The 25,089-nt window shown below is 71.4% G+C and carries 24 protein-coding genes and 1 riboswitch; of the genes, 6 read left to right on the top strand and 18 right to left on the bottom strand.

Features of this window, described 5'->3' with window-relative positions:
- Positions 1-20 precede the first annotated feature (20 nt).
- Entirely contained in the window at positions 21-1,310 is a 1,290-nt protein-coding gene (locus tag I2501_RS35775; RefSeq protein ID WP_196194165.1) for an MFS transporter, read from the top strand.
- Positions 1,311-1,581: 271 nt separating this feature from the next.
- Positions 1,582-1,956: an RNA polymerase-binding protein RbpA gene (locus I2501_RS35770; protein WP_196194063.1), complete on the top strand. Its 375-nt coding sequence runs from the start codon at positions 1,582-1,584 to the stop codon at positions 1,954-1,956.
- A gap of 120 nt (positions 1,957-2,076) precedes the next feature.
- Here I2501_RS35770 and I2501_RS35765 read toward each other — a convergent pair whose 3' ends face one another.
- From I2501_RS35765 to I2501_RS35750, 4 genes are all read right to left on the bottom strand, one after another.
- Entirely contained in the window at positions 2,077-2,607 is a 531-nt protein-coding gene (locus I2501_RS35765; protein ID WP_196194062.1) for an FxsA family protein, read from the bottom strand.
- Positions 2,608-2,703: 96 nt separating this feature from the next.
- The gene (gene lnt / locus I2501_RS35760; RefSeq protein WP_328806341.1) at positions 2,704-4,287 is read right to left on the bottom strand and encodes an apolipoprotein N-acyltransferase; all 1,584 of its coding nucleotides are present in this window, start codon (positions 4,285-4,287) and stop codon (positions 2,704-2,706) included.
- A 629-nt stretch (positions 4,288-4,916) separates the two neighbouring features.
- On the bottom strand, positions 4,917-6,557 hold the full coding sequence (locus I2501_RS35755; RefSeq protein ID WP_196194061.1) for an amidohydrolase: 1,641 nt from the start codon (positions 6,555-6,557) through the stop codon (positions 4,917-4,919).
- Positions 6,558-6,611: 54 nt separating this feature from the next.
- On the bottom strand, positions 6,612-7,055 hold the full coding sequence (locus I2501_RS35750; protein ID WP_196194060.1) for an Lrp/AsnC family transcriptional regulator: 444 nt from the start codon (positions 7,053-7,055) through the stop codon (positions 6,612-6,614).
- 152 nt (positions 7,056-7,207) lie between these two features.
- Between I2501_RS35750 and I2501_RS35745 the strand changes: the two genes are divergently transcribed.
- A complete protein-coding gene (locus I2501_RS35745; RefSeq protein ID WP_236046163.1) occupies positions 7,208-7,621 on the top strand; it encodes a hypothetical protein in 414 nt (137 codons plus the stop codon).
- A gap of 7 nt (positions 7,622-7,628) precedes the next feature.
- Here the strand turns inward: I2501_RS35745 and I2501_RS35740 are convergent, their stop codons facing one another.
- Positions 7,629-8,741 carry a phosphotransferase family protein gene (locus I2501_RS35740; protein ID WP_196194059.1) on the bottom strand — a complete coding sequence of 371 codons (1,113 nt, stop codon included), beginning with the start codon at positions 8,739-8,741 and terminating at the stop codon, positions 7,629-7,631.
- Between the two features lie 79 nt (positions 8,742-8,820).
- Positions 8,821-9,912, bottom strand: coding sequence for a hypothetical protein (locus tag I2501_RS35735; protein WP_215909608.1), 1,092 nt, complete (start codon positions 9,910-9,912; stop codon positions 8,821-8,823).
- 262 nt (positions 9,913-10,174) lie between these two features.
- Between I2501_RS35735 and I2501_RS35730 the strand changes: the two genes are divergently transcribed.
- Positions 10,175-10,603: a nuclear transport factor 2 family protein gene (locus I2501_RS35730; RefSeq protein ID WP_196194162.1), complete on the top strand. Its 429-nt coding sequence runs from the start codon at positions 10,175-10,177 to the stop codon at positions 10,601-10,603.
- Here I2501_RS35730 and I2501_RS35725 read toward each other — a convergent pair.
- Positions 10,542-11,171, bottom strand: coding sequence for a PadR family transcriptional regulator (locus tag I2501_RS35725; RefSeq protein WP_196194057.1), 630 nt, complete (start codon positions 11,169-11,171; stop codon positions 10,542-10,544). The two genes, I2501_RS35730 and I2501_RS35725, sit on opposite strands and share 62 nt — an antisense overlap.
- A 47-nt stretch (positions 11,172-11,218) precedes the next feature.
- Between I2501_RS35725 and I2501_RS35720 the strand changes: the two genes are divergently transcribed.
- On the top strand, positions 11,219-11,800 hold the full coding sequence (locus I2501_RS35720; protein ID WP_196194056.1) for a uridine kinase family protein: 582 nt from the start codon (positions 11,219-11,221) through the stop codon (positions 11,798-11,800).
- 576 nt (positions 11,801-12,376) lie between these two features.
- A complete protein-coding gene (locus I2501_RS35715; protein ID WP_196194161.1) occupies positions 12,377-14,398 on the top strand; it encodes an AAA family ATPase in 2,022 nt (673 codons plus the stop codon).
- A gap of 176 nt (positions 14,399-14,574) precedes the next feature.
- On the opposite strand, the gene I2501_RS35710 is transcribed toward I2501_RS35715, so the two are convergent.
- The 11 genes from I2501_RS35710 to I2501_RS35660 all read right to left on the bottom strand — a co-directional run bounded on the left by I2501_RS35710 (position 14,575) and on the right by I2501_RS35660 (position 24,655).
- Positions 14,575-15,741 carry an ABC transporter permease gene (locus tag I2501_RS35710; protein ID WP_196194055.1) on the bottom strand — a complete coding sequence of 389 codons (1,167 nt, stop codon included), beginning with the start codon at positions 15,739-15,741 and terminating at the stop codon, positions 14,575-14,577.
- Positions 15,738-16,697, bottom strand: a complete 960-nt coding sequence (locus tag I2501_RS35705) for an ABC transporter ATP-binding protein (protein WP_196194054.1) — start codon at positions 16,695-16,697, stop codon at positions 15,738-15,740. Before I2501_RS35705 ends, I2501_RS35710 begins: the two co-directional genes overlap by 4 nt.
- 58 nt (positions 16,698-16,755) lie before the next feature.
- Positions 16,756-17,835, bottom strand: a complete 1,080-nt coding sequence (locus tag I2501_RS35700) for a hemolysin family protein (RefSeq protein WP_196194053.1) — start codon at positions 17,833-17,835, stop codon at positions 16,756-16,758.
- Positions 17,832-19,262: a hemolysin family protein gene (locus I2501_RS35695; protein ID WP_408022730.1), complete on the bottom strand. Its 1,431-nt coding sequence runs from the start codon at positions 19,260-19,262 to the stop codon at positions 17,832-17,834. Before I2501_RS35695 ends, I2501_RS35700 begins: the two co-directional genes overlap by 4 nt.
- A 149-nt stretch (positions 19,263-19,411) precedes the next feature.
- Positions 19,412-19,876 carry a PH domain-containing protein gene (locus tag I2501_RS35690; protein ID WP_196194051.1) on the bottom strand — a complete coding sequence of 155 codons (465 nt, stop codon included), beginning with the start codon at positions 19,874-19,876 and terminating at the stop codon, positions 19,412-19,414.
- An 85-nt stretch (positions 19,877-19,961) separates the two neighbouring features.
- Entirely contained in the window at positions 19,962-20,807 is an 846-nt protein-coding gene (gene hisG, locus I2501_RS35685) for an ATP phosphoribosyltransferase (protein ID WP_196194050.1), read from the bottom strand.
- A 184-nt stretch (positions 20,808-20,991) separates the two neighbouring features.
- Positions 20,992-21,261: a phosphoribosyl-ATP diphosphatase gene (locus I2501_RS35680; protein WP_196194049.1), complete on the bottom strand. Its 270-nt coding sequence runs from the start codon at positions 21,259-21,261 to the stop codon at positions 20,992-20,994.
- Between the two features lie 98 nt (positions 21,262-21,359).
- Positions 21,360-21,836 carry a 6,7-dimethyl-8-ribityllumazine synthase gene (gene ribH / locus I2501_RS35675; RefSeq protein WP_196194048.1) on the bottom strand — a complete coding sequence of 159 codons (477 nt, stop codon included), beginning with the start codon at positions 21,834-21,836 and terminating at the stop codon, positions 21,360-21,362.
- An 81-nt stretch (positions 21,837-21,917) separates the two neighbouring features.
- Positions 21,918-23,249: a bifunctional 3,4-dihydroxy-2-butanone-4-phosphate synthase/GTP cyclohydrolase II gene (locus I2501_RS35670; RefSeq protein WP_196194047.1), complete on the bottom strand. Its 1,332-nt coding sequence runs from the start codon at positions 23,247-23,249 to the stop codon at positions 21,918-21,920.
- A complete protein-coding gene (locus I2501_RS35665; RefSeq protein WP_196194046.1) occupies positions 23,246-23,923 on the bottom strand; it encodes a nicotinamide mononucleotide transporter family protein in 678 nt (225 codons plus the stop codon). Before I2501_RS35665 ends, I2501_RS35670 begins: the two co-directional genes overlap by 4 nt.
- A gap of 6 nt (positions 23,924-23,929) precedes the next feature.
- A complete protein-coding gene (locus I2501_RS35660) occupies positions 23,930-24,655 on the bottom strand; it encodes a riboflavin synthase (RefSeq protein ID WP_196194045.1) in 726 nt (241 codons plus the stop codon).
- Between the two features lie 189 nt (positions 24,656-24,844).
- A riboswitch (FMN riboswitch) is annotated at positions 24,845-24,975 on the bottom strand.
- Between the last annotated feature and the right edge of the window lie 114 nt (positions 24,976-25,089).

The following is a 25,089-nucleotide window of genomic DNA, read 5'->3' as shown; positions in this document are numbered from 1 at the left end:
GCACCCAGTTCGGCTGGTACATGAACGACTGGGCCAACGCGGCCTTCTCGGCCACCGTGCTGACCGTCTTCCTCGGGCCGTACCTCACCGACATCGCCAAGAAGGCCGCCGACGCCCACGGCGACGTGCACCCCTTCGCCATCCCCGTCAAGGCGGGGTCGTTCTTCCCCTACACCGTCTCGTTCTCGGTGTTGATCTCCGTCGCCGTGATGCTGCTGGCCGGCGCGGCGGCCGACCGGACCGGGCGGCACAAGACGCTGCTCGGCACCTTCGCCTACGTGGGCGCCGCCGCGACGCTCGGGATGTTCTTCCTCGGCGGCTCGCACTACCTGCTCGGCGGTGGCCTGCTGGTCGTGGCCAACATCTGCTACGCCGTCTCGGCGGCCCTGGCCAACTCGTTCCTGCCGGGCCTGGCCGCGCCCGACGACCGCGACGCCGTCTCGTCCAAGGGCTGGGCGTTCGGTTACGGGGGCGGCGGGCTGCTGCTGATCGTCAACCTCGGCCTCTTCCTCGGCCACAGCGCGCTCGGCCTGTCGTCCGGTACGGCGGTCCGGCTCTGCCTGGCCTCGGCGGGCGCGTGGTGGGCGACGTTCACCCTCTTCCCGATGCTGCGCCTGCCGCAGCGCCCGGCCACGGCCCCCGTCGCCCGCCCGGTCGACGAGCACGCCGGGGGCACCCTGCGCGAACTGGTCGGCACCCTGCGCTCGATGCGGCGCTACCCGCTGACGCTGCTCTTCCTGATCGCGTTCCTCTGCTACAACGACGGCATCCAGACAGTCATCTCCCAGGCCTCCCTCTACGGCAGCCAGGAGCTGGGCATGAGCCAGACCACGCTGATCGCGGGCGTGCTGCTGGTCCAGATCGTCGCCATCGGCGGCGCACTGCTGCTCGGGCGGATCGCGCGGCGGTACGGGGCGAAGAAGACCATCCTCGGCTCGCTGGTCGCCTGGGTGGTGACGCTCGCCTTCGGCTACGTGATGCCCGGGCACCAGCCTGTCTGGTTCTACGCCCTCGCCGCCGCCATCGGGCTGGTCCTGGGCGGCAGCCAGGCGCTGTCGCGCTCGCTCTTCTCCCACCTGATCCCCGCCGGGCACGAGGCGGAGTACTTCAGCCTCTACAAGATCAGCGACCGCGGCACGAGCTGGATGGGCCCGCTCGTCTTCGGGCTCGCCTACCAGCTGACCGGAAGCTATCGGATCGCCATCATCTCGCTGCTCGTCTTCTTCGCGATCGGTTTCCTGCTGTTGTTGCGCGTTCCGGTACGCCGGGCGATCGAGGCGGTCGGCAATCCGGTGCCGTCAATTTCGTGAGGATGTGACGGCCACCACACGGATGTCGTTGCGGATGTCCTTGCGGATTCGTGACGGATGGGAACTGCGGGCCAACAGAGGGTGATATCTGCCTGCAGATGTGACAAATCGGACGCCGATGGGTACAAACAGGTGCGGTGCGGGTGTGCGGCGAAGGTCGCGCGTTTTGCGCGCTTACCGCGGGAATCTTCGACGATTGCCGCGCGTTGTACGGATCGACGAAGACAGCGACATCCAGTCCTGTGGGCCAAGAGCCCGGGAGGCACGATTCATGAGTGAGCGAGCTCTCCGCGGCACGCGACTCGGGGCGACCAGCTACGAGACCGACCGCGGTATCGATCTGGCGCCCCGCCAGACCGTCGAGTACGCATGCCAGAACGGACACCGCTTCGAGGTGCCGTTCTCCGTGGAGGCCGAGATCCCCCACGTGTGGGAATGCCGGTTCTGCGGCAGCGAGGCGCTGCTGATCGACGGCGAGGAGCCGGAGGAGAAGAAGACCAAGCCGGCCCGTACGCATTGGGACATGCTGATGGAACGGCGTACGCGCGAGGAGCTGGAGGAGGTGCTCGCCGAGCGCCTGGCGGTCCTTCGCTCGGGCGGCATGAACCTCGCGGTGCATCCGCGCGACGCGCGCAAGTCCGCGTAGCCGCGACAGCGGCACGGACCTGACGACGAGGCCCGGGCTCCCCTTCGGGGGAGCCCGGGCCTCGTCGTGCTTTTCCCCTTTTCCGGTAACCGGTCCGGGGTCCTCCGGGGACCGGTCGGGTCAGCGGCGGATCTGGCCGTAGGGGCCGTCGTCGTCGCGGCGGCCGTAGTCGTAGGGACCGGACTTCGGCTCGTCGTCGTGGATCACCTCGCCCTGGACGACCTTGCCGTCCGGCTGGTGGATCCGCATCTGCTCCTGGACCTGCTCCTGGTACCGGACGGCGTCACCCAGCGGTCCGCGCCGCAGCAGCGCCCTCGGGACCCGCTGCAGCGCCTTGGCCACCGGCGGCACCAGGCAGAGCAGCCCGACCACGTCGGAGAGGAAGCCCGGCACCATCAGCAGGACGCCTCCGGCGATGGTCACCGCGGTCCTGGCCTCGCCGTCGGGCATCCGCCCGGTCGTGGTCGCGCGCAGGGCGCGCAACCCGGCCCGCTTGATCACCCACCCGCCCAGCACGAACCCGCCGGCCAGCAGCGCGAGCACGGCGAGCCACCCGATGACTCCGGCGAGCTCTACGACGATCCAGAGCTCCAGCAGCGCGTAGGCCGCGACGAGCAGAGGGAGGAACCGCTTGATGCGTGAGCCGCGCACGGTGGCCGGGACCTTTCGTCGAACGAGGGGTTCCTACCGGAAACGCACGAGGTGAATCCTGTGTTCCACGGAGCCCGCGCCCCCAGCGTGCTGCAACTACTTCGGCTGCCGCCGACGCTGCCACACGGCGAAGCCGCAGGCTGCAAGCCCCAGCAGGGCCAGTGCCCACTCCGGCGTCGCTCCGACGCGGTCCGCGAGGGTGAGACCGTCCCGCAGAGGGACGTTCGCTTCGAGCTCGGCCTGGGTGGCCAGCTGGGTGCGTTCGATCACTGAGCCGTTCGGGGCGATGACCGCGCTGATCCCGCTGGTCGCGGCGATCACGACCGACCGGCCGTGCTCGACCGCGCGCAGGCGCGACATCGCGAACTGCTGGTCCGGCTGGTCGGTGTGCTCGTAGGTCGCGTTGTTGGTCTGGATGACGATGACGCGTCCGCCCTTGGTGACCGCGTCGCGGACGATGCCGTCGTAGGCGACCTCGAAACAGATCACGTCGCCGATCTTGGCCGGGCCCACCTGGAGGACGCCCGTCTTGTCGCCCGGGGAGAAGTCGACGGCGACCCGCTTCAGCTCGGAGATGTACTGGCTCAGGAACGACCGGAACGGCACGTACTCGCCGAACGGCACCAGATGCTGCTTGGTGTAGTGCGCGCCGGGGCCCGTCTTCGGGTCCCAGACGATGCCCTCGTTCATCACGTGCGTCGCGTCCGGGCCGTCCACCAGGGCGCCGACCAGGATGGGGACTCCGGCCTGCTTCGCCGCGCCGTCGATCAGCTGGTAGGCCTCAGGCGTGACGTACGGGTCGACGTCGGAGGAGTTCTCCGGCCAGATCACCAGCTGCGGCTGCGGCAGCTTGCCCTCGCCGACCTTGGCCATCAGCGCCTCGGTGGCGGCGACGTGGTTGCCGAGCACCTGCATCGGACGGCCGAGGAAGTCCATGCCCGCGTGCGGCACGTTGCCCTGGATGAGCGCGATCTCGGCCGAGGCCGGGCCACCGGCGGTGTCGCCGCCGGTCGGCAGCGGGACCGCGTACCCGACGACGCCGAGCGCGACCGCGCCCGCCGCGCAGGCCACGCCCGCGCGGCGTCCGCGGGCCCGCAGCGCGAGGATCGCGGCGGCCAGCAGCGCGCCGCTCAGCGCGACGGCGAAGGTGACCAGCGGGGCACCGCCGAGCGCGGCCAGCGGGGTGAAGGGTGACGAGGTGTTGGCGAAGGCGAGCCGGCCCCACGGGAGCCCGCCCAGCGGAACCCGGTCGCGGGCCCACTCCTGGGTGACCCACAGGCACGCCGTCCACAGCGGCCATGCGGGCAGCCGGGAGACGGCCGCCTGGCCCATCGCCATCAGCATCACGAACGCGGCCTCGGCGAGCGCCAGCAGCACCCACGCGTCGTAGCCGATGACGTCGATCCAGATCAGCAGCCAGAACATGAAGACGCCGCCGAAGACGATGCCCGTCCACGCGGCCTGCTTGAGCGTGCGCCGGTAGGTCAGCAGCGCCAGTCCGGTGACGGCGACGATCGACAGCGGCCAGATCCCGAAGGAGGGGAAGGAGAGGGCGAGCAGCGCACCGCAGAGCGCGGCGAGCCCCGTGCGCGGCAACCCGGCGCGGACGCGCGCGAGGCGCGACGGACGCGCGGTGGGCTGGGCCTCCGCGCGGTCGTCGGTTTCCAGAGTCAAGGGCACGCTCGCCGCCTATCCGCAGCCGATCGGGTGATCACGATGATCCATGGCAGTGGGAAGACGGTACATCCTCACGGTAAGCGCAGGTGAGGACGGGAGCGCACAGGTTCGGAAAGAGGCGCGGAAAGGGGCCCGGAACGGGGCTGGAAACGGCGCGGAAACGGGCTCGGCCCGGACGCTCTTCGGGCCGACTCGGGATCCGCTGGCTGCGGGTCGACCAGAAGCCGTTGTCTACTGAGCGTCCGGGCCGAGCCCGGGTCGCACCCGTCGGCGTTGGGCCCGCGGACCCGGTGCCGCCCACGCTCCCCGGTCCGGCAACACTGGACCTGGCTGCCTGCCAGCGGCGATCCCGGGTTTGGCGTGGGTGGTGAGGTGGGGTGGACGACGACGAACCTACTCGCCCGCCGGGGCGGCCTGTCAACCGCCGCTCTACCTGCGCGGACGGCGCGTCGTCGCAGGTCAGCCACGTGTGCTGGGGCTGTGAGCGGCGTGTGGGCAACCCTTCGTTCGGCGGTATCCGGGCGTGTCGGGCCACTCGCGAGGATGATGGGCTCCGCCGGACGGGTGCCCGGCGGAGCCCGTCGCGCCGGTCAGGCGGCGGGCGCGGCTCAGGCGGTTCAGGCGGGAGCCGCTCAGGCAGCGAGGTGGACGGCGCGGCCGCCGACCAGCGTGGCCAGGCAGCGCGGCAGCTCGCGGCCGGGCGTGAGGTCGGGCAGGCCGGGGACGCCGCTGCGCGGGTCGGTGGACCAGTTGGCGACCCGCTGGTCCGGCGCCTGGACGACCAGCTCGCCCGGCTCCCAGACCGCCAGCGACGCGGGCGCACCGGGGACCAGCACGCCGGCGTCGTCGCGTCCGAGGGCGCGCCAGCCGCCGCGGGTGTGCGCGGTGAACGCGGCTCGCACGGAGATCCGGTGCTCGGGCGTGCGGTGGAAGGCGGCGGCGCGGACGGTCCCCCACGGGTCCAGCGGGGTGACCGGGGCGTCGGAGCCGAAGGCGAGCGGGACTCCGGCGCGCAGCATCGCCGCGAAGGGGTTCATCGTCCGCGCGCGCGCAGAGCCGAGCCGCTCGACGTACATGCCGTCCTGGCCGCCCCAGGCCGCGTCGAAGGCGGGCTGGACGGAGGCGGTCAGGCCGAGCTCCGCGAAGGCGGCGATGTGGGCGGGGGTCAGCAGCTCGGCGTGCTCGACCCGGTGGCGCATCGACCGGACCCGGTCCAGGCCGAGCTTCTCGGCCACCGCGCGGACGCCGTCGACCAGCGCGGTCAGCGCGGCGTCCCCGATGGCGTGGAAGCCCGCCTGGAGGCCCGCCTCGGTGCAGGCGGCGACGTGGTCGGCGATCTGCGCGGCGGAGAGGTAGGACGCGCCGGTGTGGGCGGAGTCGGTGTAGTGGTCGTGCAGACAGGCGGTGTGCGAGCCGAGCGCGCCGTCGACGAACAGGTCCCCGCCCGCGCCGACCGCGCCGAGCCGCCGGGCCGTCTCGACCGCGCCGAGCTCGCCCCAGTAGCCGAAGACCTCCGGACCGGGCGTCCCGGCAGCCAGTGCGAGCAGCGCGGAGAGGTCCGCCTCGGAGGAGATGTCCGGGCCCGCGCACTCGTGCAGGGAGCCGATGCCGAGCGTGACCGCGTGCGCGAGGGTCGCCCGTTGGGCCGCGTCCCGCTGAGCGGGCGTCAGATGCGCGAGCGCGGCGCGGCGGACCGCGTGGTGCGCGTCGCGGCTCAGCGGCGCGTCGGGGGCGTGTCCGGGCAGCGCGGCCAACTCCGGCCCGACGAGCGCACGGAGCGCGGTCGAGGCGAGGGCGGAGTGGACGTCGGTGCGGGAGAGGTAGATCGCGGCCCCGCCGGCGGCCTCGTCCAGCTCTGCGCGGGACGGCGCGCGGTGCTCGGGCCACTTGGTCTCGTCCCAGCCGTGGCCGAGCAGGACGCCGTCGCGGGTGTCGCGCGTGGCGACGAAGGCGCGGATGCGGTCCAGGGCTTCGGCCAGGCTCGGGCAGTCGGTGAGGTCCAGCCCGGTCAGCGCGAGGCCGGTGGAGGTCGCGTGCACGTGCGCGTCGACGAACGCCGGGGTGACGAGCGCGCCCTGGAGGTCGACGACCAGCTCGGCGTCCCGGGCGTAGCTCTCGGCCGCGCCCTCCTCGCCGACCCAGGCCACGGTCCCCTCCTGCAACAGGACGGCGGTGGCGAAGGGGTCGGCCGGGCTGTAGACGTCCCCGCCGCGCAGCAGGACGCTGCGCGGGGCTGTCTCGGCAAGGGCGGTGAGGGGTGCGGCGGCGCTCATGCGGTCAAGGTTATGCAAGCGAGAAGGCTGCACTCACCTCAGGGCGCGGGGCACTCATCTGAACCGGGGTGGCCTCGCCTCGTAGGGCGTGCTCAGCACGACCGTCGTGCGGGTCGAGACGCCTGCCGCGGAGCGGATGCGGGCGAGCAGGTCCTCCAGGTCACCCGGTGCGGTGACGCGGACCTTGAGGATGTAGTTCTCGTCGCCCGCCACGCTGTGGCACGCCTCGATCTCCTCGATGCCGGCCAGCCGCTCCGGGGTGTCGTCGGGCGCGCTCGGGTCGAACGGCTTCACCGAGATGAACGCGGTGAGCGGCAGGTTGACGGCGTCGGGGTCGACGATCGCGGCGTATCCGCGGATCACTCCTCGTTGTTCGAGACGTCGCACCCGTTGGTGCACCGCCGAGGTGGACAGGCCCGTGGCCTTGCCCAGGTCTGTGTAGCTCATCCGCCCGTCGGCGACCAGCAGCTGCACAATTTGTCGGTCGAGTTCCTCCACCCGCACAACTTATCCGACGCGAGATGTGAGCAAGGCCACAGTCGCACGACAACCACGCTGCCACGCCCAGGATTATCGGATGCCGCGCGCGGGAAGTGCTCGCTATGGTCGCGACCACCGAGGTCCGCGTGCCTGCTCCAGGGGGAGTTCAGATGACTGTTGCCGAACAGCTTCCTGCTGTCGTCGAGCCTGTCGGGCTCGGCGAGCGCCTCGACTCCGAAAGAACGCCCGGCATGGACCCGGGCGAGGCGGAGACCTGGGAGATCACCCGGTTCCTCTGCCCCGACTGCCACCGCCCGATCGCCGTGCTGGACAACGAGGAGCGCTTCCCGCAGCACGCCGTCGTGAGCAACCCGTGGCACCCCTTCTCGGCCGCCCTCTGCCAGGGCTCGGGCCGCGGGCTGGAGGACGCCGCGGACTACGACGCCGACGAGGACCCGGAGTTCGACTCCGAGCCCTCGCTCGCCGAGTTCCTCACCCTGCCCGCGGAGCTCGACTGGCGTCGGCAGCCGTTCTCGCACGTGGGCGGGGCCGGGTCGACCCCGATACGGCGTCAGGGCCAGTAACGGTCCGTCAGGACCAGTAGCGGCCCTCGACCATGGCCGCGAGCGCGTCGCGGTGCAGGATCAGGCGGTCGGGCTCCTCCGGCAGTTGGGCTTCGCCGAAGTGGATCTGCCGGTGGCCGATCCTGAGCATCACCACCGCGTGGCGCAGCGCCGCGTAGAGCGTGTAGAACTCCAGGTCGGTCGGTGTGTGGCCGCTGGCCTCGGCGTACTGGGCCGTGACCCGGTCGCGGTCCAGGAAGCCGGGCAGTCCGGGCTGACCGAAGGCGACCGTCAGGTCCTGGAAGAACCGGTGCAGGAAGACGAACCAGCCCAGGTCCAGCTCCCGCGGGCCCAGGTCGGCCATCTCCCAGTCCAGCACCGCCGCCGGGGTGAAGCCCTGGTAGATCACGTTGCCGATGCGTGCGTCGCCCCAGCTCAGTACGGTCTCGCCCTCCTCGCTCGGCCAGAGCTGCTCCAGCCGGGCGAAGGCGCGCTCGATCAGCGGCGAGGCGGGGTTTCCGTCCACCACCCAGGCGTAGTAGGCGCGTTGGGCGTCGACGTGCCTGCGTAGGGTACTCCTGCCGTCGCCCTGATCCGGCTGCAGGAAGGCTGCTTCGGCCACCGGGACCGTGTGCAGCTCGGCGAGGAGGGCGACGCTCGCGTGCTCCAACTCGGCGCGTTCGGCGTCGGTCGCCTCGTGCAGCCAGTTGCCGCTGTAGGTGTAGGGCATGACATCGGGCGGGACTCGCCCGTCCACACGTTCCATCAGAATGGCTGCGGTGCCCAGTGGTTCGGGATCGGTCTCCAGTCGCAGCAGGCGTGGCACCGGGGCCTTGGTGTGCGCGGCGACCAGTTCCATGCAGCGGTACTGCCGCTCCATGTCATACCCGGGGAATACGGTGAAACCGGCGGGGTCGGCGGGGTCCGGGGCGCGTCGCAGCACGCAGGGCTGCACGCTGCCGTCGGCGTGCCGCAGATCGAAGAGGACGGTGTCGCTGGACATGCCGTTGGACTGAGGGACGGTCAGATCGGTGACGGAGGCTCCGGGCAGCCAGCCGTCGATCCAGGCTGCGAGCCGGACGCGGAGCTGCTCGGGGTCGCGGGTGCTGGTGCGCGGACGCGGTGCGCTGGGGGTGGCCATGGCGCGGCTGCTCCTCTCGTGAACGGACGGATCAGGGTGCGACGGAGGAGAAGTCGGCAAAGCCTCCCCCGGCCTTCGGCTAGGGGGTACCCCCACGATCGTGGCGGCCGAAGCTGCCGTGTTCGAAGATGCCGTGGCCGGTCTCCCCGTCGAGGGTGAACCGGGCCGCGTGGTCGGTGACGCCGTACGCGGCGAGGCCGAGGTCGTTCGGGTCGGTGAGGTCGTAGCTGCGGCGGTCCACCCAGCCGCGTCCCTGCCAGGTGCCGTGCTGCCAGTCGGCGGCGGGCGGGTAGCCGGCGCCGACGGCGAGCGGGGAACCGCCGAGGAGTTCGGCGCGGATCTCGACCGGCTTGCGCGCGGAGTCGGTGAGGTGCAGCACCGCGCCCTCCGGCACACGCGTGCCGGAGCGGTAGCGGATGTCGACGTGCGGCCAGCCGAGCTGCTCGTCGCGCCGCGTCCCGTCGTGCCTTGCCTCGCCGTGGCCGGTCGCGTCCCGCCCGGTCCCGTCGGCGTGGACGAGAAGTGCCTCGTTGAGGGTGCGGTAGCCGTCGGCGTCCTCCTGGAGGATCACCATGACGAAGCGGTCCCGGAAGCGGATCGGGCACCAGACCCAGTGGAACCCCTCGGGCCGCTGCTCCTCGGCCGCGCGGCCGGGCTGCTCGCCGGGGATCGGTCGGACGCCCCAGCTGCGGTCCCGGGTGCCGGTCCACTCCTCCGGCGTGACCCGGTACTCCACGCCCCCGGCGCGGATCACGCCGGTCGCGCCGCCCGCCTGCACGAAGCGCCGACCTTCGAGGGTGAGCCGGTCACCGGTGCGGCCGACGTGGTGCGGTTCCCACACCGCGGGGAACTCGGACTGCCAGGTGAGGTCGACGGCAAGGCCGTCGGGTGTGCCGTCCCCCTCGCAGACGAGGCGCAGCGTCTGCAGCGGCTCCACCACCTCGATCCGGATCGGCCCGACCTGGAGCTTCATCCGGTCCTCGCCCAGCGCGTCCGAGGCGCGGACGGCATGCAGCGTGTCGCCGACCTTGAGCGTCGCGTAGGCGTCGATGACGCCGGTGTTGGGGTAGACCCCGAGCCCGGCGATGAGGAGGGCGCGGCCGCTGTGGTCGAACACGTGGAAGATGCAGCGGTCGTAGGCGTTGCGGTCGCCGGTGGCGACGTGCCGCATGGACAGCGGCACCTGGTGCACGGGGTACTCGTCCAGAGGGACGGGACGGAGGGTCACGCTGGCCTCCTCGACAGGAAAGGTATCTGACGGTACGTCAGGTAAACTCGGGAGGCCATACCCCGATCGGCCGGTTCGCGGCGACCCTCGACAGCCGGCGGCACGGTGACTACGCTCGCCGACGCAGATACTCAACTAATTGACTATCTTCGAAGTTCGACGAAGCAACAGAGCGACGAAGCGGAGCGTGGCCATGGAGCGCACGGTGCACCCATTCCGGGCAGCGGTCGAGGCCGGTGACCACGCGGCCCTGGAGGCGCTGCTGGCCGAGGACGTCGTCTTCACCAGCCCGGTCGTCTTCAAGCCCTACCCGGGCAAGGCCTTCACGGCGGCGATCCTGCGCGGAGCGGGCCGGGTCTTCCAGGACTTCCGCTACGTCCGCGAGATCGGCGGCGACGACGACCGCGACCGCGCCTTCGTCTTCAAGGCGACCGTCGACGGCCGCGAGGTGCACGGCTGCGACTTCCTGCACTTCGACGAGGACGGCCTGATCGACGAGTTCACGGTGATGGTGCGCCCGCTCTCCGGAGCGCAGGCGCTCGCGGCGGCGATGGGCGCGCAGTTCGAGCGGATCACCGCCGAGGCGCTGGGCTCGTCGGCGGAGTCGGTGACGTCCGGGGAGTCGGCGGAGTGAGCGCCGCGTCCGGCGGGACGGCACGCCGTTCCAGGACGGCGAGCGCCTGCTCGCACCAGCGCAGGTTCTCCCGCTCGAACATCAGGCCGCGCAGCAGCGTGATGTAGGGACCGACGGGTTCGGCGGCGGCCAGGAACTCCTCCTCGCCGCGACCGTCCAGCAGCCGTGCGCGCAGGCGTTCGTAGCGCGTGATCTTCGCCTCCGCCCAGGCCGCACGCTCACGGAGCGCGGCGCGCACCGCGTCCGCCTCGCCCGCGTCCACGGCGTGCACCTGGACCAGGAGTTCGTCCCGGATCGCGGACGGCCGAGGGGCCTCGGCCGTGAAGGCGTGGAGCGCGGCGCGGCCGGCGTCGGTGAGCGAGAAGAGCCGCTTGTTCGGCCGCCGCTCCTGCTCGACGACCCGCGCCTGGACCAGGCCGTCGGCCTCCATCCGGTCCAGCTCGCGGTAGAGCTGCTGCGGCGTGGCCATCCAGAAGTTCGCCACCGAGGCGTCGAAGGCCTTGGCCAGGTCGTAGCCCGAAGCCTCGCCGTCGAGCAGCGCGGACATGATCGCGTTGCGCAGTGCCATGCGCCGAGCGTAACCGGCGCAGGGTGGCTGGATACCCTCACAGCATCATGCTCACCTTGGACTCACTCGCGGCGCGGCTGGCGGCGCTGCCGCCCTCCTGCGGCCCGACCCGGCTGATCGCCGTCGACGGCTTCGCCGGTTCCGGGAAGACGACCTTCGCCGCCCGGCTCTCGGCCGCGCTCTCGCCACGTCCCGGGGACGCGCCGGTCGTGCATCTGGACGACCTGGCGACGCACGAGCAGTTCTTCGACTGGACCGACCGCCTGCGCGACGAGGTGCTGGAGCCGCTCGCCGCCGGGCGGCCGGTGCGGCACCGCGTCTACGACTGGACGCTGCGCCGCTTCGCCGCCACCCGTGAACTGGCCGCCGCCCCTCCGTTTCTCCTGCTGGAGGGGGTCGGCGGCGGACGCCGGGCGGTGCGGCCGTATCTGGTCGCGGTGGTCTGGATGGAACTCGACGCCGCCACCGCCCGCGCGCGTGGCGAGGACCGGGACGGACCGGATCAGGCCGACTTCTGGTCGCACTGGTTCGTGGAGCAGTCGACACACTTTCGGCACGATCCCACCAGACCTTTCGCCAATTTTCTGGTGGACGGGGCGACCGGGGATCCGATCGGCGACGCACCGTAATCATGACTGCGTGTGCCCGGTGTGTTGTCTGCGAGCCAATGAATTGCCACCCCGCAAAGGGAGTTGCACCAGGGACCTGCAGCAGGTGGGGCCTTGACCTGCGGGCCTGGCAGCAACTACGTTCTCATCAGCGCGACAGAGCGTGATCGCGCTCCAGAGACACGAGCTGCCGGCCGTTCCCCCGTGGCCGGCAGCTCGTCCTTTTTTCGGCGGATCCGCCCCTTTGGCCCGACATGCGTCGTGCGGCCTGCGTGACCGTCGGTTACCACCGGAACCCCGCGCGCCGCTTGTGTCCGCCGTTTGTCCGTGTTCCCACCAGCCGATACGGCCGCACGGCACTCTTCCGGATCAGCATCGGGCCGGTACGATGCCCCCATGAGCGCGGTGCCTCGGCCCCGCGCGCTCACGGACCGTCAAAGTGCGGCGTCTGCAGGCCTCCCGGGTCGGTCCAGTAGCTGGGGCCAGCCCAGCAGCTGGGCGGCGGGTCGCGGCACAGCAGGGGGCAGAGCGGTGGGGACAGAGGACAACGGCGACAGGCGTTCCCGTAGCCTGGCCGACCGCGCCTGGCTGCGGGCCATGGACGCCTATGCCGCCGGCGCGTACACCCGCGCCGAGGAGGAGTTCCGCGCCGCTGTCCGCCTTGACCCGGGCATGGCCGACGCGTGGCTGGGCCTGCACGCCCTGCGTTCGGACACCTCCGCCGCGCTGCTCGCCATGTACCGGAACCGGCACCGCTTCGGCGAGCAGCGGGGCAGGCACCGGCGCCCGCTCAGTTCCTGGTACTGGCTGGGCTGGTGGGTGCAGCCACTGCTGGAGGACGAGCGCGACCTGGCGCTCGCGCACGCCTCGCACTGGCTGGACGGCCGCCATCTGCCCGAGCTGGACCAGGCTTTGGCCGACTGCCCGCCGCCCGGGCTGGACCACGCGGTCCGGTTCCTGCACGCCTGCCGCTCCTACCTGACCAAGGACTGGGAGCAGTTGATCCGCGACACGGACGGCCTGCTGGACGATCCGCTGCTCGGGATCGAGGCGGGCCTCTTCGCCGGGATGGCCCGGGTGCGGCTGGACATGGCCGGTCAGGCCGAACTGCCGCTGGCCACCTCTCTGGCCCGCTGCCGTTCCGAGCAGCCGCAGCGCAAGGAGTTGCGCTACTGGCTCGCCCGCGCCTACGAGGGCGTCGGCCGCAGCGCGGCGGCGCTCTCGCTCTACCGTGCGGTGCACCGCGTCGACCCCGGCTTCATGGACACCGCCGCCCGCCTTGCCGCGATCACCGCGGAGGACGGCGTCGACCCGTCCTTGCTGGAGTCCCCGCCGGAGCCCGGTCTGCACCGCCCGCGCCACGTGAGCGGCGGCGCCGGTTTCGCGGGCTCACCGCCCGAGACGGCGTCGGCCTCGCCGTTCGACCCGCTGGACCCTTCGCTGGACTCCTCCCTCGAAGGGGCCTTCGACCCCGCCTACTACGACCCGCTGCCCGGCTTCCCTCTCGCAGACGAGGACGACGACGGTGCGGACGCGGACGCGGCCTCAGGCGCCGTGGACGGCGCGAACGGCGCCGCCGACTCCGCCGACTCCGCGTACTTCGACGCGGCGGGCACGGGTGCCGCGGACGCCGACGAGGACGACGAGCCCGAGGAGAGCGACGACGCCGAACCCCGGATGCCGGGGGCCACCGCGCTGGGCGCGCGCCACCGCGCCGACTCCGCGGCGGTGCCGCCGCTGCCCCCCGGCACGACCGTCCAGCCGGACCAGCAGCGCCTGGACGCCGCGCTCGCCGAGCTGGACCGGATGGTCGGCATGGCACCGGTCAAGCGCCAGGTGCTGGCGCTGTCCGCGCAGTTGCGGATGGCCCGCCTCCGCGCCGACCAAGGCCTCCCGGTGCAGCCGCCGAAGCGGCACTTCGTCTTCTCCGGCCCGTCGGGTACCGGCAAGACCACGGTGGCCCGGATCCTCGGCCGGGTCTTCTACGCCCTCGGCCTGCTCAGCGGCGACCACCTGGTCGAGGCCCAACGAGCCGACCTGGTCGGCGAGTTCCTCGGTCAGACGGCCGTCAAGGCGAACGAGCTGATCGACTCGGCGCTGGACGGCGTGCTCTTCATCGACGAGGCCTACAGCCTGGCCAACTCCGGCTACTCCAAGGGCGACGCGTACGGGGACGAGGCGCTCCAGGTCCTGCTGAAGCGCGCCGAGGACAACCGCGACCGGCTGGTGGTGATCCTCGCCGGCTACCCGGAGGGCATGAACCGCCTGCTGGCAGCGAATCCCGGGCTCAGCTCGCGGTTCACCACCCGCGTCGACTTCCCCAGCTACCGGCCGGACGAACTCTCCGCGATCGGCGAGACGCTGGCCGAGGGCGACGGGGACTTCTGGGACGAGGAGGCGCTGGAGGAACTCCGTTCCATCTGCGCCCACGTCGTCCGCGAGGGCTGGATCGACGACCTCGGCAACGGCCGCTTCATGCGGACGCTGTACGAGAAGTCCTGCGCGTACCGAGACTTGCGTCTCTCCGTCCTGGCTGATCCGCCGTCCCGGCAGGACCTGGCCGCGTTGCGGTTGCCGGATGTGCTCCAGGCCTACGGCGAGCTAATAGACGGACGCTGACTTTTCACTCCCGCAGGTACTTGCACCTTCCTCAGGGGCGCGGGGAACTGCGCGAGCAACCACCCTGTGCGAATGGCCCTGCTCGATCGGCGACTCACCACACAGGGTGGCTTGTCGCGCCCACGCGGCGGAGCCGCAAATCAGCAGAGCCCCGCGCCCCCGAGGCAGTGCAACTACTACGCCGCCTTCAACGCCTCCTTGAGCGGCACCCTGGCCCCGCTCCGCAGGACGGAGTTGCGGTAGATCCGTCCCGCGAAGCGCAGCATCACCGCGCCGCAGGCGAGGGTGAGGGCCAGGGAGACGAGGACCTGCCAGAGCGGGGCCACGCCGAGCGCCCAGCGCATGGGCATGATCTCCGGGGCCGTCAGCGGGACGAAGGAAAGAACCTCGGCGAGCTGGTTCTGCGGGTTGCTCGGCAGGACCGAGATGGCGACGACCCAGCCGACGACCAGCGGCATGATGATCGGCGCCATCACACCGCCGAGGTCCTCCTGGCGGGAGACCATCGCGCCGGCCGAGGCGAAGATCATGGCGAAGAGCCAGAAGCCCGCCAGGAACCAGGCCAGCGTCCAGGCGAAGCTGCCGACCGACGCGCTGAGCGGGAGGTTCAACTGGCCGTCGGCCATGCCGATGGCCAGGCCGATCACGCTCGGCACGACCAGCTGCAGCGCGCCGATCACCGCGATGCCCGCGACCTTGCCCGCCAGCAGCTGCCACGGCTTGATCGTGGCGAGCAGCAGTTCGACGACGCGGCTGCTCTTCTCCTCGACCACGCCCTGGGCCACCATCTGACCGACCGTCATCAGGATCAGGTACATCAGCAGCCCGGCCGCGATCGCGATGGTGATCTTCTGGCCCTGCTGCGGGTCGTTCTTCTCCAGCGCCGTGACCTGGACCTGCTGCGACGCCAGCGTGGGTTGCTGGCCGACCAGGGAGAGGACGGTCTTGAGCGAGTCCGGCAGGGTCTTCTTGACGGTCACCGCCGTTCCGCTGCCGGAAGTGTGGACCGCGAAGGCGTCGACCTTGCCGCTCTGGACCAGGGCCGTGCCCGCCGCCGCGTCCGGGACGACCGTGACCGAGACGTTCTGGTGGAGCGCGTTCGCGATCTGCTCCAGGGAGTTGCCGTAGGCGGCCTCCTGCTGGGTGACCGCGACCTTGGCCGTGCTCGGCGACGAGTGGGCGAACTTGGTGATGATCGGCAGGGCGACGAACGCGAGGGCGGAGATCGCCATCACGATCAGGAACGCCTTGGAGCGGAGCCGGACCCGCAGTTCGCGACCGGCGACCAGCCGGATCGCCTCCCCGCTGCCGACCTCCAGGCGGTTGTGCTGCTCGCTGCTCACTGAACCCTCTCCCCCGTCGTGCCGACAGCAGTGCCGGCGGCAGTGTTGTCCGTGCTGACCACGTGCCGGAAGAGCTCCGTCAGCGTGGAGCGGCGGCGGGCGAACTCGCGGACCGGGCCGGTGGCCAGCGCTGCGGCCAGAACCGCCTGGTCGTCGGCGCCGTCGGCGAGGGCGAGGACCGTGCGTCCGGCGTCATGGCCGCGAACGCTGACGCCGGGCAGGCCGTCCGCCCATCCGTTTGGTGCCTCCGGCGCGTGGACCAGCAGTTCCTCGCCGCCGGAGGCGCGCAGCGCCTCGACGGTGTCGCAAGCGACCATGGTGCCCGCGCGGACGATGCCGACGCGGTCGCAGAGCCGCTCGACCAGGTCGAGCTGGTGGCTGGAGAAGATGACCGGGATGCCCTCGGCGACCTTCTCGCGGAGCACCTCGCTCATCACGTCCACGGCCACCGGGTCCAGGCCGGAGAAGGGCTCGTCGAGGACGAGTATCTCCGGGTGGTGGACCAGCGCGGCGGCCAACTGGACGCGCTGCTGGTTGCCGAGGCTCAGCTTCTGCACCTCGTCACCGAAGCGGGCCTCGACGCCCAGGCGCTCGGACCAGGTCCGGGCGGCGCTGACCGCGTCGGCGCGGGTGAGGCCGTGCAGGCGGGCCAGGTACTCCAGCTGCTCGCCGACCTTCATCCGCGGGTAGAGGCCGCGCTCCTCCGGCATGTAGCCGATGCGGCTGCGGGTCTCCAGCGTCACCGGCGCGCCGTCCCAGCGGACCTCGCCGGAGTCGGCGGCCAGCACGCCCAGGATGATCCGCATGGTGGTGGTCTTGCCGGCGCCGTTGCTTCCGACGAAGCCGAAGATCTCTCCGGCCCGGACGTCGAAAGCCATACCGTCCAGCGCGACGGTGTCGCCGTAACGCTTGGAGACACGATCGACTTCAAGCCTTCGATCGCTCACGTTGCTCATCACTCCCCCGTGAGGCTGTCAATCGGTCAGTCGTTCATTCGACTGACCGGGTGTCACCCTAGCGGGTGGCACGGTGATCAGGATCGTGGACCTCACCGACCAGTTCCTCAAGTACGTCTTCCAGCGCGACCAGGCCCAGAGTGCGTCCCTCGGCGTCCACGACGCCCGCCAGATGCGCGGCGGAGTGGCGCATCTGGCCGAGCGCGTCGTCCAGCGGAAGGTCCCCGCACAGGGTGAGGATCGGCCGCCACAGGCGCTGCGGCACCGTCGCGTCCCGCTCCTCGAGATCCAGCACGTCCTTGACGTGCAGGTAGCCGAGGAACCCCGGGGACGGCTCGTCACCGACCGAGTCACCTACCGGGTCGCCGATCGAGTCGCCGACGACGGGGAAGCGGGAGTAGCCGGTGCGGACGGCCAGTTCCTCCAGGCCCTCGGCGGTCACCGTGCGGTCGACCGTGACCAGACGGTCCATCGGCATGACGACCTCGCGCACCGGCCGCAGCCCCAGCTCCAGCGCGTCCTCCAGCCGCTCCTGCGCGTGTCCGGCCAACAGGCCCGCCGCGTAGGAGTCGTTGATCAGATGCCCGAGCTGCTCGCTGGTGTAGGCGGCGTCGATCTCGTCCTTGGACTCCACGCGGATCAGCCGCAGCAGCAGCTCGGCGCAGGCGTTGAGGAACCCGATGAAGGGCCGCAGTGTGCGGGCGATCGCCGCCAGCGGCGGGCCGAGGACGAGCGCGGCGCGCTCGGGGGTGGCCAGCGCGATGTTCTTCGGGACCATCTCGCCGATCACCATGTGCAGTGCGACGACGACGGCCAGCGCCAGCACGTAGGAGATCGGGTGCACCAGCTGCTCGGGCACGCCGAGCGCGTGGAACGGGCCTGCCAGCAGTCCGGCCAGGGCCGGTTCGGCCAGCGCGCCGAGGAGCAACGAGCAGACGGTGATCCCGAGTTGGGCGGCGGCCATCATCGCGGTGACGTCTTCGAGTGCGCGCACGACTATGGCCGCGCGCCGGTCTCCGGCCTCCGCCAGCGGCTCGACCTGGCTGCGGCGCACCGAGACCAGCGCGAACTCCGCGCCGACGAAGAAGGCGTTGCCGAGCACGAGCAGGATGGCGAGCGCGAGTTCGAGAACGTTCATCGCTCACCCGCCGGGCTCGCCGGACTCGCCGGGCTCGTCGGACTGGCCGGACCCTGCGCGGCACGATCGGAGCGGTGCCCATGGTTCCGGTCGCGGTGGTTTCGGTGATCGCGCTGTTCCGGGTCCACCAGGCGTTCCAGGCGGACCAGTTCGGTGCGGTGCCGCTGCACCTCCAGCGCGGTGAGCCGCCAGCCGGGCAGCTCCGCGCTGTCGCCCTCCGCGGGCAGGCGGCCGAGCAGGTCGGTGAGCAGACCGGCGACCGTCTCGTACGGGCCGTCCGGCGCCCGCAGGCCGACGGACTCCAGTACGTCGACGCGGCAGCGGCCCTCCGCCTCCCACGCCGACCGGCCCTCGACGGCCGCGACCGGCCGCAGTTCGGGCAGGTCGGCGGGGTCGTGCTCGTCCTGGACCTCGCCGACCATCTCCTCGACGATGTCCTCCAGCGTCGCCACCCCGGCCGTCCCGCCGTACTCGTCGACCACCACGGCCAGTTGCTGACGGCTGCGCAGCAGGTCAAGCAACCGGTCGGCGGGCAGCGTCTCCGGCACCAGCAGCGGCGGCGAGGCGAGCGCGCCGACCCGCACCGCGGCGCGGTTCCCTGCCCGCACGGCGAGCGCGTCCTTCAGCGTCACCACGCCGACCACGTCGTCGATCGACTGACGGTAGACGGGGAAGCGGGAGAGCCCGGTCGCCCGGGTCAGGTTGAGCACGTCGGCGGCGGTGGCGTGGTCCTCCAGCGCGGCGACGTCGATGCGCGGGGTCATCACGCTCTCCGCCGTCAGCTCGGCCAGGCCGAGCGTGCGGACGAACAGGTCGGCGGTGTCGCTCTCCAGCGCGCCCTCGCTCGCCGAGTGGCGGGCCAGCGCGACCAGTTCCTCGGCGCTGCGCGCGGAGGCGAGCTCCTCGGCGGGCTCCAGGCCGAACCCGCGGACGATCCGGTTGGCGATCCCGTTGAGCAGCAGGATCAGCGGGCGGCAGAGCGTGGAGAAGATCCGCTGCGGCGCGGCGACCGCGCGGGCCACCTGGAGCGGACGCGAGATCGCCCAGTTCTTCGGGACCAGCTCGCCGATCACCATCTGCAGCACGGTCGCCATCACCAACCCGACCACCGCCGCCACCCCGGTCGCGACCGACCCGGGCAGACCCAGGGACGTCAACGGCGGCGAGAGCAGCCGGGCCAGTGCGGGGTTGGCCAGCACGCCGACGAGCAGCGAGGTGACGGTGATGCCGAGCTGTGCGCCGGAGAGCTCGAAGGAGAGGGTGCGCAGTGCCCGCGCGACCCCGGCGGCCCGCCGGTCCCCCGCCGCCGCGGCCCGGTCCACCTCCCCCCGGTCGACGGTGACGAAGGCGAACTCGGCGGCCACGAAGACGCCGTTGGCCAGGATCAGCAGGACGGCGATGCCGAACAGCAGCCAGGCCGCGGCGATACTGTGAGGGTCCATGGACGGGGCAACTTCTCCAGGTCATCCAAAGTTTTGGCAAAGACGCCTACCGTACCAGGATGCCTGAAAACTCCGGATGAACGACGCAGGTCAGCGATGTGCCGTTCCGGTCGGCGGCATGCTTCCCGGCCCGGTCAGCGCTGTGCCGTCCCGTAGGCGTCGACGCACGCCTGCAACTCGTTGGCCATCCGGGCCGCCTGACGCCGTCCCGCGCCCGGCTGGATCGCGACGACCGCGAGCGTGTCCCCGTCGGCGAGGTCGAGCAGCACCCACGGGTCGCCCTGCCGCAGGTTGACCGAGACGATCTGCGGCCACTCCAGGCGGCGCGTGCGGACGAAGTTGACCACCGTCAGCCCGGTCCGGTCGGCCTTGGCCTTGGGACGGGCCAGCACCACCAGGACGATCGCGAAGACCACGCCGGAGCTGCCGATGCCGATCCGGTCGTGGCGCTGCCAGTCGGGCGCGGAGAGGATCGCGATGGTCGCGAAGAACGCCACGGAGAGCACCGCCAGCCCGAGCAGCACGACGCGGGTCAGCACCGGCCGCCAGGTGTGCGGCAACGTCGGCGGCCCGGTCACCCGGCTCGGGCGGGCGGTCATGTCAGCGCCTCCACAGTGTCTCCCTCGTGGTTCACCAGTGATCCTCCCCCGGTGACCGCCAAGGATGCACGGGTGGGTTGGCCTCTCAGAGACGGCAGGCGTGGATGTTGGTCACCAGGATGGCGCGCGCCCCGATGCCCCACAGGTCGTCCATGATCCGCTGGGCCTCCTTGCGCAGCACCATCGACCGGACCGCCACCCAGCCCTCGCTGTGCAGGGGGGAGACGGTCGGCGACTCCAGGCCGGGAGTCAGCGCGACCGCCTCGGCGACGCGCTCCGCACGGATGTCGTAGTCCATCATCACGTACCGACGGGCCACCAGGACGCCCTGCAGACGCCGCATGAACTGGTCGACGGCGGGGTCCTCGGTCGCGCCGACGGAACGGATCACCACCGCGTCGGAGACCAGGATCGGCTCGCCGAAGACCTCCATACCGGCGTTGCGCAGGCTCGTGCCGGTCTCCACCACGTCGGCGATCACGTCGGCGACGCCGAGCTGCACGGCGGTCTCGACGGCGCCGTCCAGCTTGGTCACGGTGGCGGAGACGCCCGCGTCGGCCAGGTGCTTCTCGACCAGGCCGGTGTAGGAGGTGGCGATCCGGCGGCCCTCCAGGTCCTTGACGCTGGTGGCGACCCCGGGCGGGCCGGCGAAGCGGAAGGTCGAGCCGGCGAAGCCGAGCGAGAGGATCTCCTCCGCGTTGGCCCCGGAGTCCAGCAGCAGGTCGCGGCCGGTGAAGCCGACGTCGAGACGGCCGGAGCCGACGTAGATCGCGATGTCGCGCGGGCGCAGGTAGAAGAACTCGACGTTGTTCTCCGGGTCGACCAGGACCAGCTCCTTGCTGTCCTTGCGCTGGCGGTACCCGGCCTCATGGAGCATGCCGGCCGCCGGTTCGGCGAGGGAGCCCTTGTTGGGGACGGCGATGCGGAGCATGGGTCTTGGCCTTTCGTCCGGTGCTGCGTGGGTGAACTGCGTGAACTGGGTGAACTCGGTGAACTGAGCGGTGGGAAGAGCTGGTTGGTGCAGGTGACGAGACGTCCGCGGAATCAGGCCCCGGACACGAAGAAGCGGGGCACCGAAACGGCTCGGTGCCCCGCTGCGTCATGACACGCGGGGTCTACAGATGGGCGTAGACGTCTTCCAGGCTGAGGCCGCGCGCGACCATCATCACCTGCAGGTGGTACAGCAGCTGGGAGATCTCCTCGGCGGTCCGCTCGTCGGACTCGTGCTCGGCGGCCATCCACACCTCGGCCGCCTCCTCGACGACCTTCTTGCCGATGGCGTGGACGCCCAGGCCGACCAGCTCGGCGGTGCGCGAACCGGTCGCGCCGGAGGTGGCCTTCTGCTGCAGCTCGGTGAAGAGCTCTTCGAATGTCTTCTGCGCCATGATGGGCTCCACCCTACGTGCTTCCCCGGGAACAGGTCGTGTCGTCCCACCGTACGGACGGCGTCATGGACAACAAGCCTGTCGACACCTGGAGAGGGTCAGCCGGCCAGGCCGCGGAGCAGCACGGCCGTGCTGAGCGCCGCGGTGGTCGCCTCGTGGCCCTTGTCCTCCTTGGAGTCGGGCAGTCCCGCCCGGTCCAGCGCCTGCTGCTCGTTGTCGCAGGTGAGCAGGCCGAAACCGACCGGGATCCCGGAGTCCACGGAGACCTGGGTCAGGCCCATGGTCGCGGCCTCGCACACAAAGTCGAAGTGGGGTGTTCCGCCTCGGATGACGACGCCGAGCGCGACGATCGCGTCGTACTCACAGGCCGCGAGCACCTTGGCGGCCACCGGCAGCTCGAAGCTGCCGGGCACGCGCAGCAGCGTGCGGTCGGTGACGCCGTACTCGTCCAGCGCCCGCTCGGCGCCCGCGATCAGACCGTCCATGACCACGGTGTGCCACTGCGCCGCGACAACCGCGACCTTCAGGTCCTTCGCGCCCTGCACGTCGAGCTTGGGGGCTCCCTCGCCGCTCACTTGCCTCGTCCTCTCGGTGGTGATTCTCGGTGTTCTGGGTGGTGTTTCTCGGTGGTCGTTCTTCGGCCGTGCGTGTGGCTGTCAGGCGCTGTGGGCCGGAACGGGCTCGTCCAGCCACGGCAGGTCGTGGCCCATCCGGTCGCGCTTGGTCAGCAGGTAGCGCAGGTTGTGCTCGCCGACGCCGACGCGCACGGCCTCACGGTCCGTCACCTGGACGCCGTGACCGCTGAGCGCCTCGTGCTTGTCGGGGTTGTTGCTCAGCAGCCGCACCGAGCGGACGCCGAGGTCCGCAAGGATCATCGCGGCGGCGCGGTAGTCGCGGGCGTCGGCAGGCAGGCCCAACTCCAGGTTGGCGTCGACCGTGTCGCGGCCGTCCTCCTGCAGCTCGTAGGCGCGCAGCTTGTGCAGCAGGCCGATGCCGCGGCCCTCGTGACCCCGCAGGTACAGGACGACGCCGCGGCCCTCCTGCGCTATCCGGTCGAGCGAGGCGCCCAGCTGCGGCCCGCAGTCGCAGCGCAGCGAGCCGAAGACGTCGCCGGTCAGGCACTCGGAGTGGACCCGGACCAGCACATCCTCGCCGTCCGGCAGCCGTCCGTCCGGGCCGAGACCGCCCGCGACCAGGGCGATGTGCTCGACGCCGTCCGGCTCGCTGCGGTAGCCGAGCGCGGTGAACGAGCCGTGCTCGGTGGGCAGCGAGGTGGTCGCCGCCCGGGTGACGCGCGCCTCGGTGCGACGGCGGTAGGCGATCAGGTCCTCGATGGAGACGATGGCCATGCCGTGGCGGCGCGCGAACGGGACCAGCTCCGGCAGCCGCGCCATGGTGCCGTCGTCGTTGGCGATCTCGCAGATCGCGGCGGCCGGACGCAGCCCGGCCAGGCGGCACAGGTCCGGCCCTGCCTCGGTGTGCCCGTCGCGCTCCAGCACGCCGCCCGCGCGGGAGCGCAGCGGAAAGACGTGGCCGGGGCGGACGAAGTCGCCGGGGACGGTGGTCGGGTCGGCGAGCATACGGATCGTCAGCGCCCGGTCGGCGGCGGAGATCCCGGTGGTGGTGCCCTCGCGGGCGTCGACCGAGACGGTGAAGGCGGTGCGCATCGACTCGGTGTTCTGCTGGACCATCTGGTCCAGCTCCAGCCGGTCCAGGTCCTCGCCGACCATCGGCACGCAGAGCAGGCCGCGGCACTCGCGCATGGCGAAGGCGACCAGCTCGGGCGTGGCGAGCTCGGCGGCGAAGACCAAGTCGCCCTCGTTCTCGCGGTTCTCGTCGTCGACGACCACGATGCCGCGCCCGGCGGCGAGTTCGGCGACGGCGTACTCGATGCTGTCGAGGGTGAGGTCCTCGTAGACCTCGCCGTGCTGCTGGGCCAGGTCCGGAAGGGCAAGCTCCTGCTGAGCGAGATCCTGAACGGCGGTCATGCGACGGCTCCTTCCGCGTTCGCTGCGCGGTCCTGCTGCGCGGGGAGAGTGGGTTGCTGCGGGATGCGGGTGCGCAGCCACCAGGACCGCATGCCCAGCACCACCAGGACGAAGTAGACGACGTAGATCAGGCCGGAGAAGGCGAGTCCGCTGGTGAACGCGAGCGGCACGCCGACCAGGTCGACGGCCAGCCAGGCGAACCAGAACTCGACCCAGCCACGGCCCTGCGCGATCATCGCGGCGAGCGTGCCGACGAAGAGGTACGCGTCCTCCCAGGGCGACCAGGAGAGGTTGTAGGCCTGGAAGAGCAGCGCGACGGCGACCGTGCCGACGGCGGTGCCGAGCACCAGCCAGGCCCGCTCGGCCCAGGTGGCGAAGCGGACGGAGATGCCGCCCTCGCGCTGCCGCCCTCGGCTCCACCGGAGCCAGCCCCAGACCGCGACGACGATGACGACGATCTGCTTGCCGACGCCGCCGCTCAGGTGGGCGGACGCGTAGGCGGAGACCAGCACCAGGCCGGAGAGCAGCTGAACCGGCCAGCTGACGACCGACCGGCGCCAGCCGAGCGCCAGCGCGGCCAGGCCGAGCAGGTTGCCGATCATGTCGGACCACTTGATGTGCTCGCCGAACACCGTGAACGCGGTGCCGTTGAGCTCCGTGAGGAAGCTGCTCATGATGCGTCAGACCCCCGGCCGGGTACGCCCGGTGGCGTCCGCCAGAGCCTGGACGTCACGCGCGTCGGCGCCAGTTCCGGCGCTGCCGCCGTTCAGGTCGAAGGCGCGGTCGGTGAGCATCCGCTCGACGTACTTGGCGATCACGTCGACCTCCAGGTTGACCGGCTGGCCGATCTCCTTGGCGCCCAGCGTGGTGTGGGCGAGCGTGGCCGGGATCAGGCTGACCGTGAACGAGTCACGGGCCGCCTCCACCACCGTCAGGCTGATGCCGTCGACGGTGATCGAGCCCTTCTCGACCAGGTAGCGGGAGAGGTCAGCCGGGAGGCTGAAGCGCAGCACCTCCCACTGCGGGGTGCCGTCCGCGCCGGCCTCGCCAGGGGTGCGGGAGAGCAGTTCGGCGGTGCCGTCGACATGACCCTGCACCAGATGTCCGCCGAGGCGGGCGCCGAGGGCCATCGCCCGCTCCAGGTTGACCCGGGAGCCGACGGCGAGGGCGGCCAGGCTGGACCGCTCCAGCGTCTCGCGCATCACGTCGGCGCTGAACTCGCCGGGCTGGGCCGCCAGTTCGGCGTCGGTGTCGAGGACGGTGAGACAGACGCCGTTCACCGCGATGGACTGGCCCTCGTGGGCGTCAGCGGTGGTGAGGGGGCCGCGCAGGCGGATCCGGGCGGAGTCGCCCAGGTCCTCGATCGAGAGGACCTCGCCAAGCTCTTCGATGATTCCCGTGAACATTCAGCTCTCCGTGACCTCGCGCCTACTGCGCGGTCTCCGGGGCTGTAGCGGGAGCTGACAACGGACGACTAACCACGGGTCACGGGACGACGCGGAGCGCGGCCGGGTAGCCCGAAACGGGACACACCGGACGCCGAACGCATCCGGGGAGGATGCGCGCCTTGCGACGACGCCGCAGCCCGACGTCCGCCGCGCACTGCCTCCCATCCGGACTTTAACCGTCGGTCCAGGAATTTCACCTGGTCAACCGGCCGCTGGAGGCGGACGGGTCGCGGACTGTAACCGCCGGTTCGGAATTTCACCGACCCCGGAGTGCGCAAACGTCGTACTGCTGCAGTCAGTCTGCCACGAACCGGTGTCAAGGGCGCAAGACCCGTCCCCCGCATGCGCCTGTGGGATGGATCACCGCCGGTGTGGGGAATGAATCCACGCCG

This window comes from Streptacidiphilus fuscans (genome assembly GCF_015690355.1).
Lineage (GTDB): Bacteria > Actinomycetota > Actinomycetes > Streptomycetales > Streptomycetaceae > Streptacidiphilus > Streptacidiphilus fuscans.
This window is presented reverse-complemented; position numbering and strand designations above follow the sequence as displayed.

Excerpts from the sequence above, each read along its gene's own strand:
- I2501_RS35740 (WP_196194059.1), bottom strand. The coding sequence starts at position 8,741 with ATGGCCACCCCCAGCGCACCGCGTCCGCGCACCAGCACCCGCGACCCC.
- I2501_RS35720 (WP_196194056.1), top strand. The coding sequence starts at position 11,219 with ATGCTCACCTTGGACTCACTCGCGGCGCGGCTGGCGGCGCTGCCGCCC.
- I2501_RS35660 (WP_196194045.1), bottom strand. The coding sequence starts at position 24,655 with ATGTTCACGGGAATCATCGAAGAGCTTGGCGAGGTCCTCTCGATCGAG.
- I2501_RS35690 (WP_196194051.1), bottom strand. The coding sequence starts at position 19,876 with ATGACCGCCCGCCCGAGCCGGGTGACCGGGCCGCCGACGTTGCCGCAC.
- I2501_RS35680 (WP_196194049.1), bottom strand. The coding sequence starts at position 21,261 with ATGGCGCAGAAGACATTCGAAGAGCTCTTCACCGAGCTGCAGCAGAAG.
- I2501_RS35670 (WP_196194047.1), bottom strand. The coding sequence starts at position 23,249 with ATGACCGCCGTTCAGGATCTCGCTCAGCAGGAGCTTGCCCTTCCGGAC.
- I2501_RS35715 (WP_196194161.1), top strand. The coding sequence starts at position 12,377 with ATGGACGCCTATGCCGCCGGCGCGTACACCCGCGCCGAGGAGGAGTTC.
- I2501_RS35705 (WP_196194054.1), bottom strand. The coding sequence starts at position 16,697 with ATGAGCAACGTGAGCGATCGAAGGCTTGAAGTCGATCGTGTCTCCAAG.
- I2501_RS35770 (WP_196194063.1), top strand. The coding sequence starts at position 1,582 with ATGAGTGAGCGAGCTCTCCGCGGCACGCGACTCGGGGCGACCAGCTAC.
- I2501_RS35665 (WP_196194046.1), bottom strand. The coding sequence starts at position 23,923 with ATGAGCAGCTTCCTCACGGAGCTCAACGGCACCGCGTTCACGGTGTTC.
- I2501_RS35725 (WP_196194057.1), bottom strand. The coding sequence starts at position 11,171 with ATGGCACTGCGCAACGCGATCATGTCCGCGCTGCTCGACGGCGAGGCT.
- hisG (WP_196194050.1), bottom strand. The coding sequence starts at position 20,807 with ATGCTCCGCATCGCCGTCCCCAACAAGGGCTCCCTCGCCGAACCGGCG.
- I2501_RS35755 (WP_196194061.1), bottom strand. The coding sequence starts at position 6,557 with ATGAGCGCCGCCGCACCCCTCACCGCCCTTGCCGAGACAGCCCCGCGC.
- I2501_RS35700 (WP_196194053.1), bottom strand. The coding sequence starts at position 17,835 with ATGAACGTTCTCGAACTCGCGCTCGCCATCCTGCTCGTGCTCGGCAAC.
- I2501_RS35745 (WP_236046163.1), top strand. The coding sequence starts at position 7,208 with ATGACTGTTGCCGAACAGCTTCCTGCTGTCGTCGAGCCTGTCGGGCTC.
- I2501_RS35775 (WP_196194165.1), top strand. The coding sequence starts at position 21 with ATGAACGACTGGGCCAACGCGGCCTTCTCGGCCACCGTGCTGACCGTC.
- I2501_RS35735 (WP_215909608.1), bottom strand. The coding sequence starts at position 9,912 with ATGCGGCACGTCGCCACCGGCGACCGCAACGCCTACGACCGCTGCATC.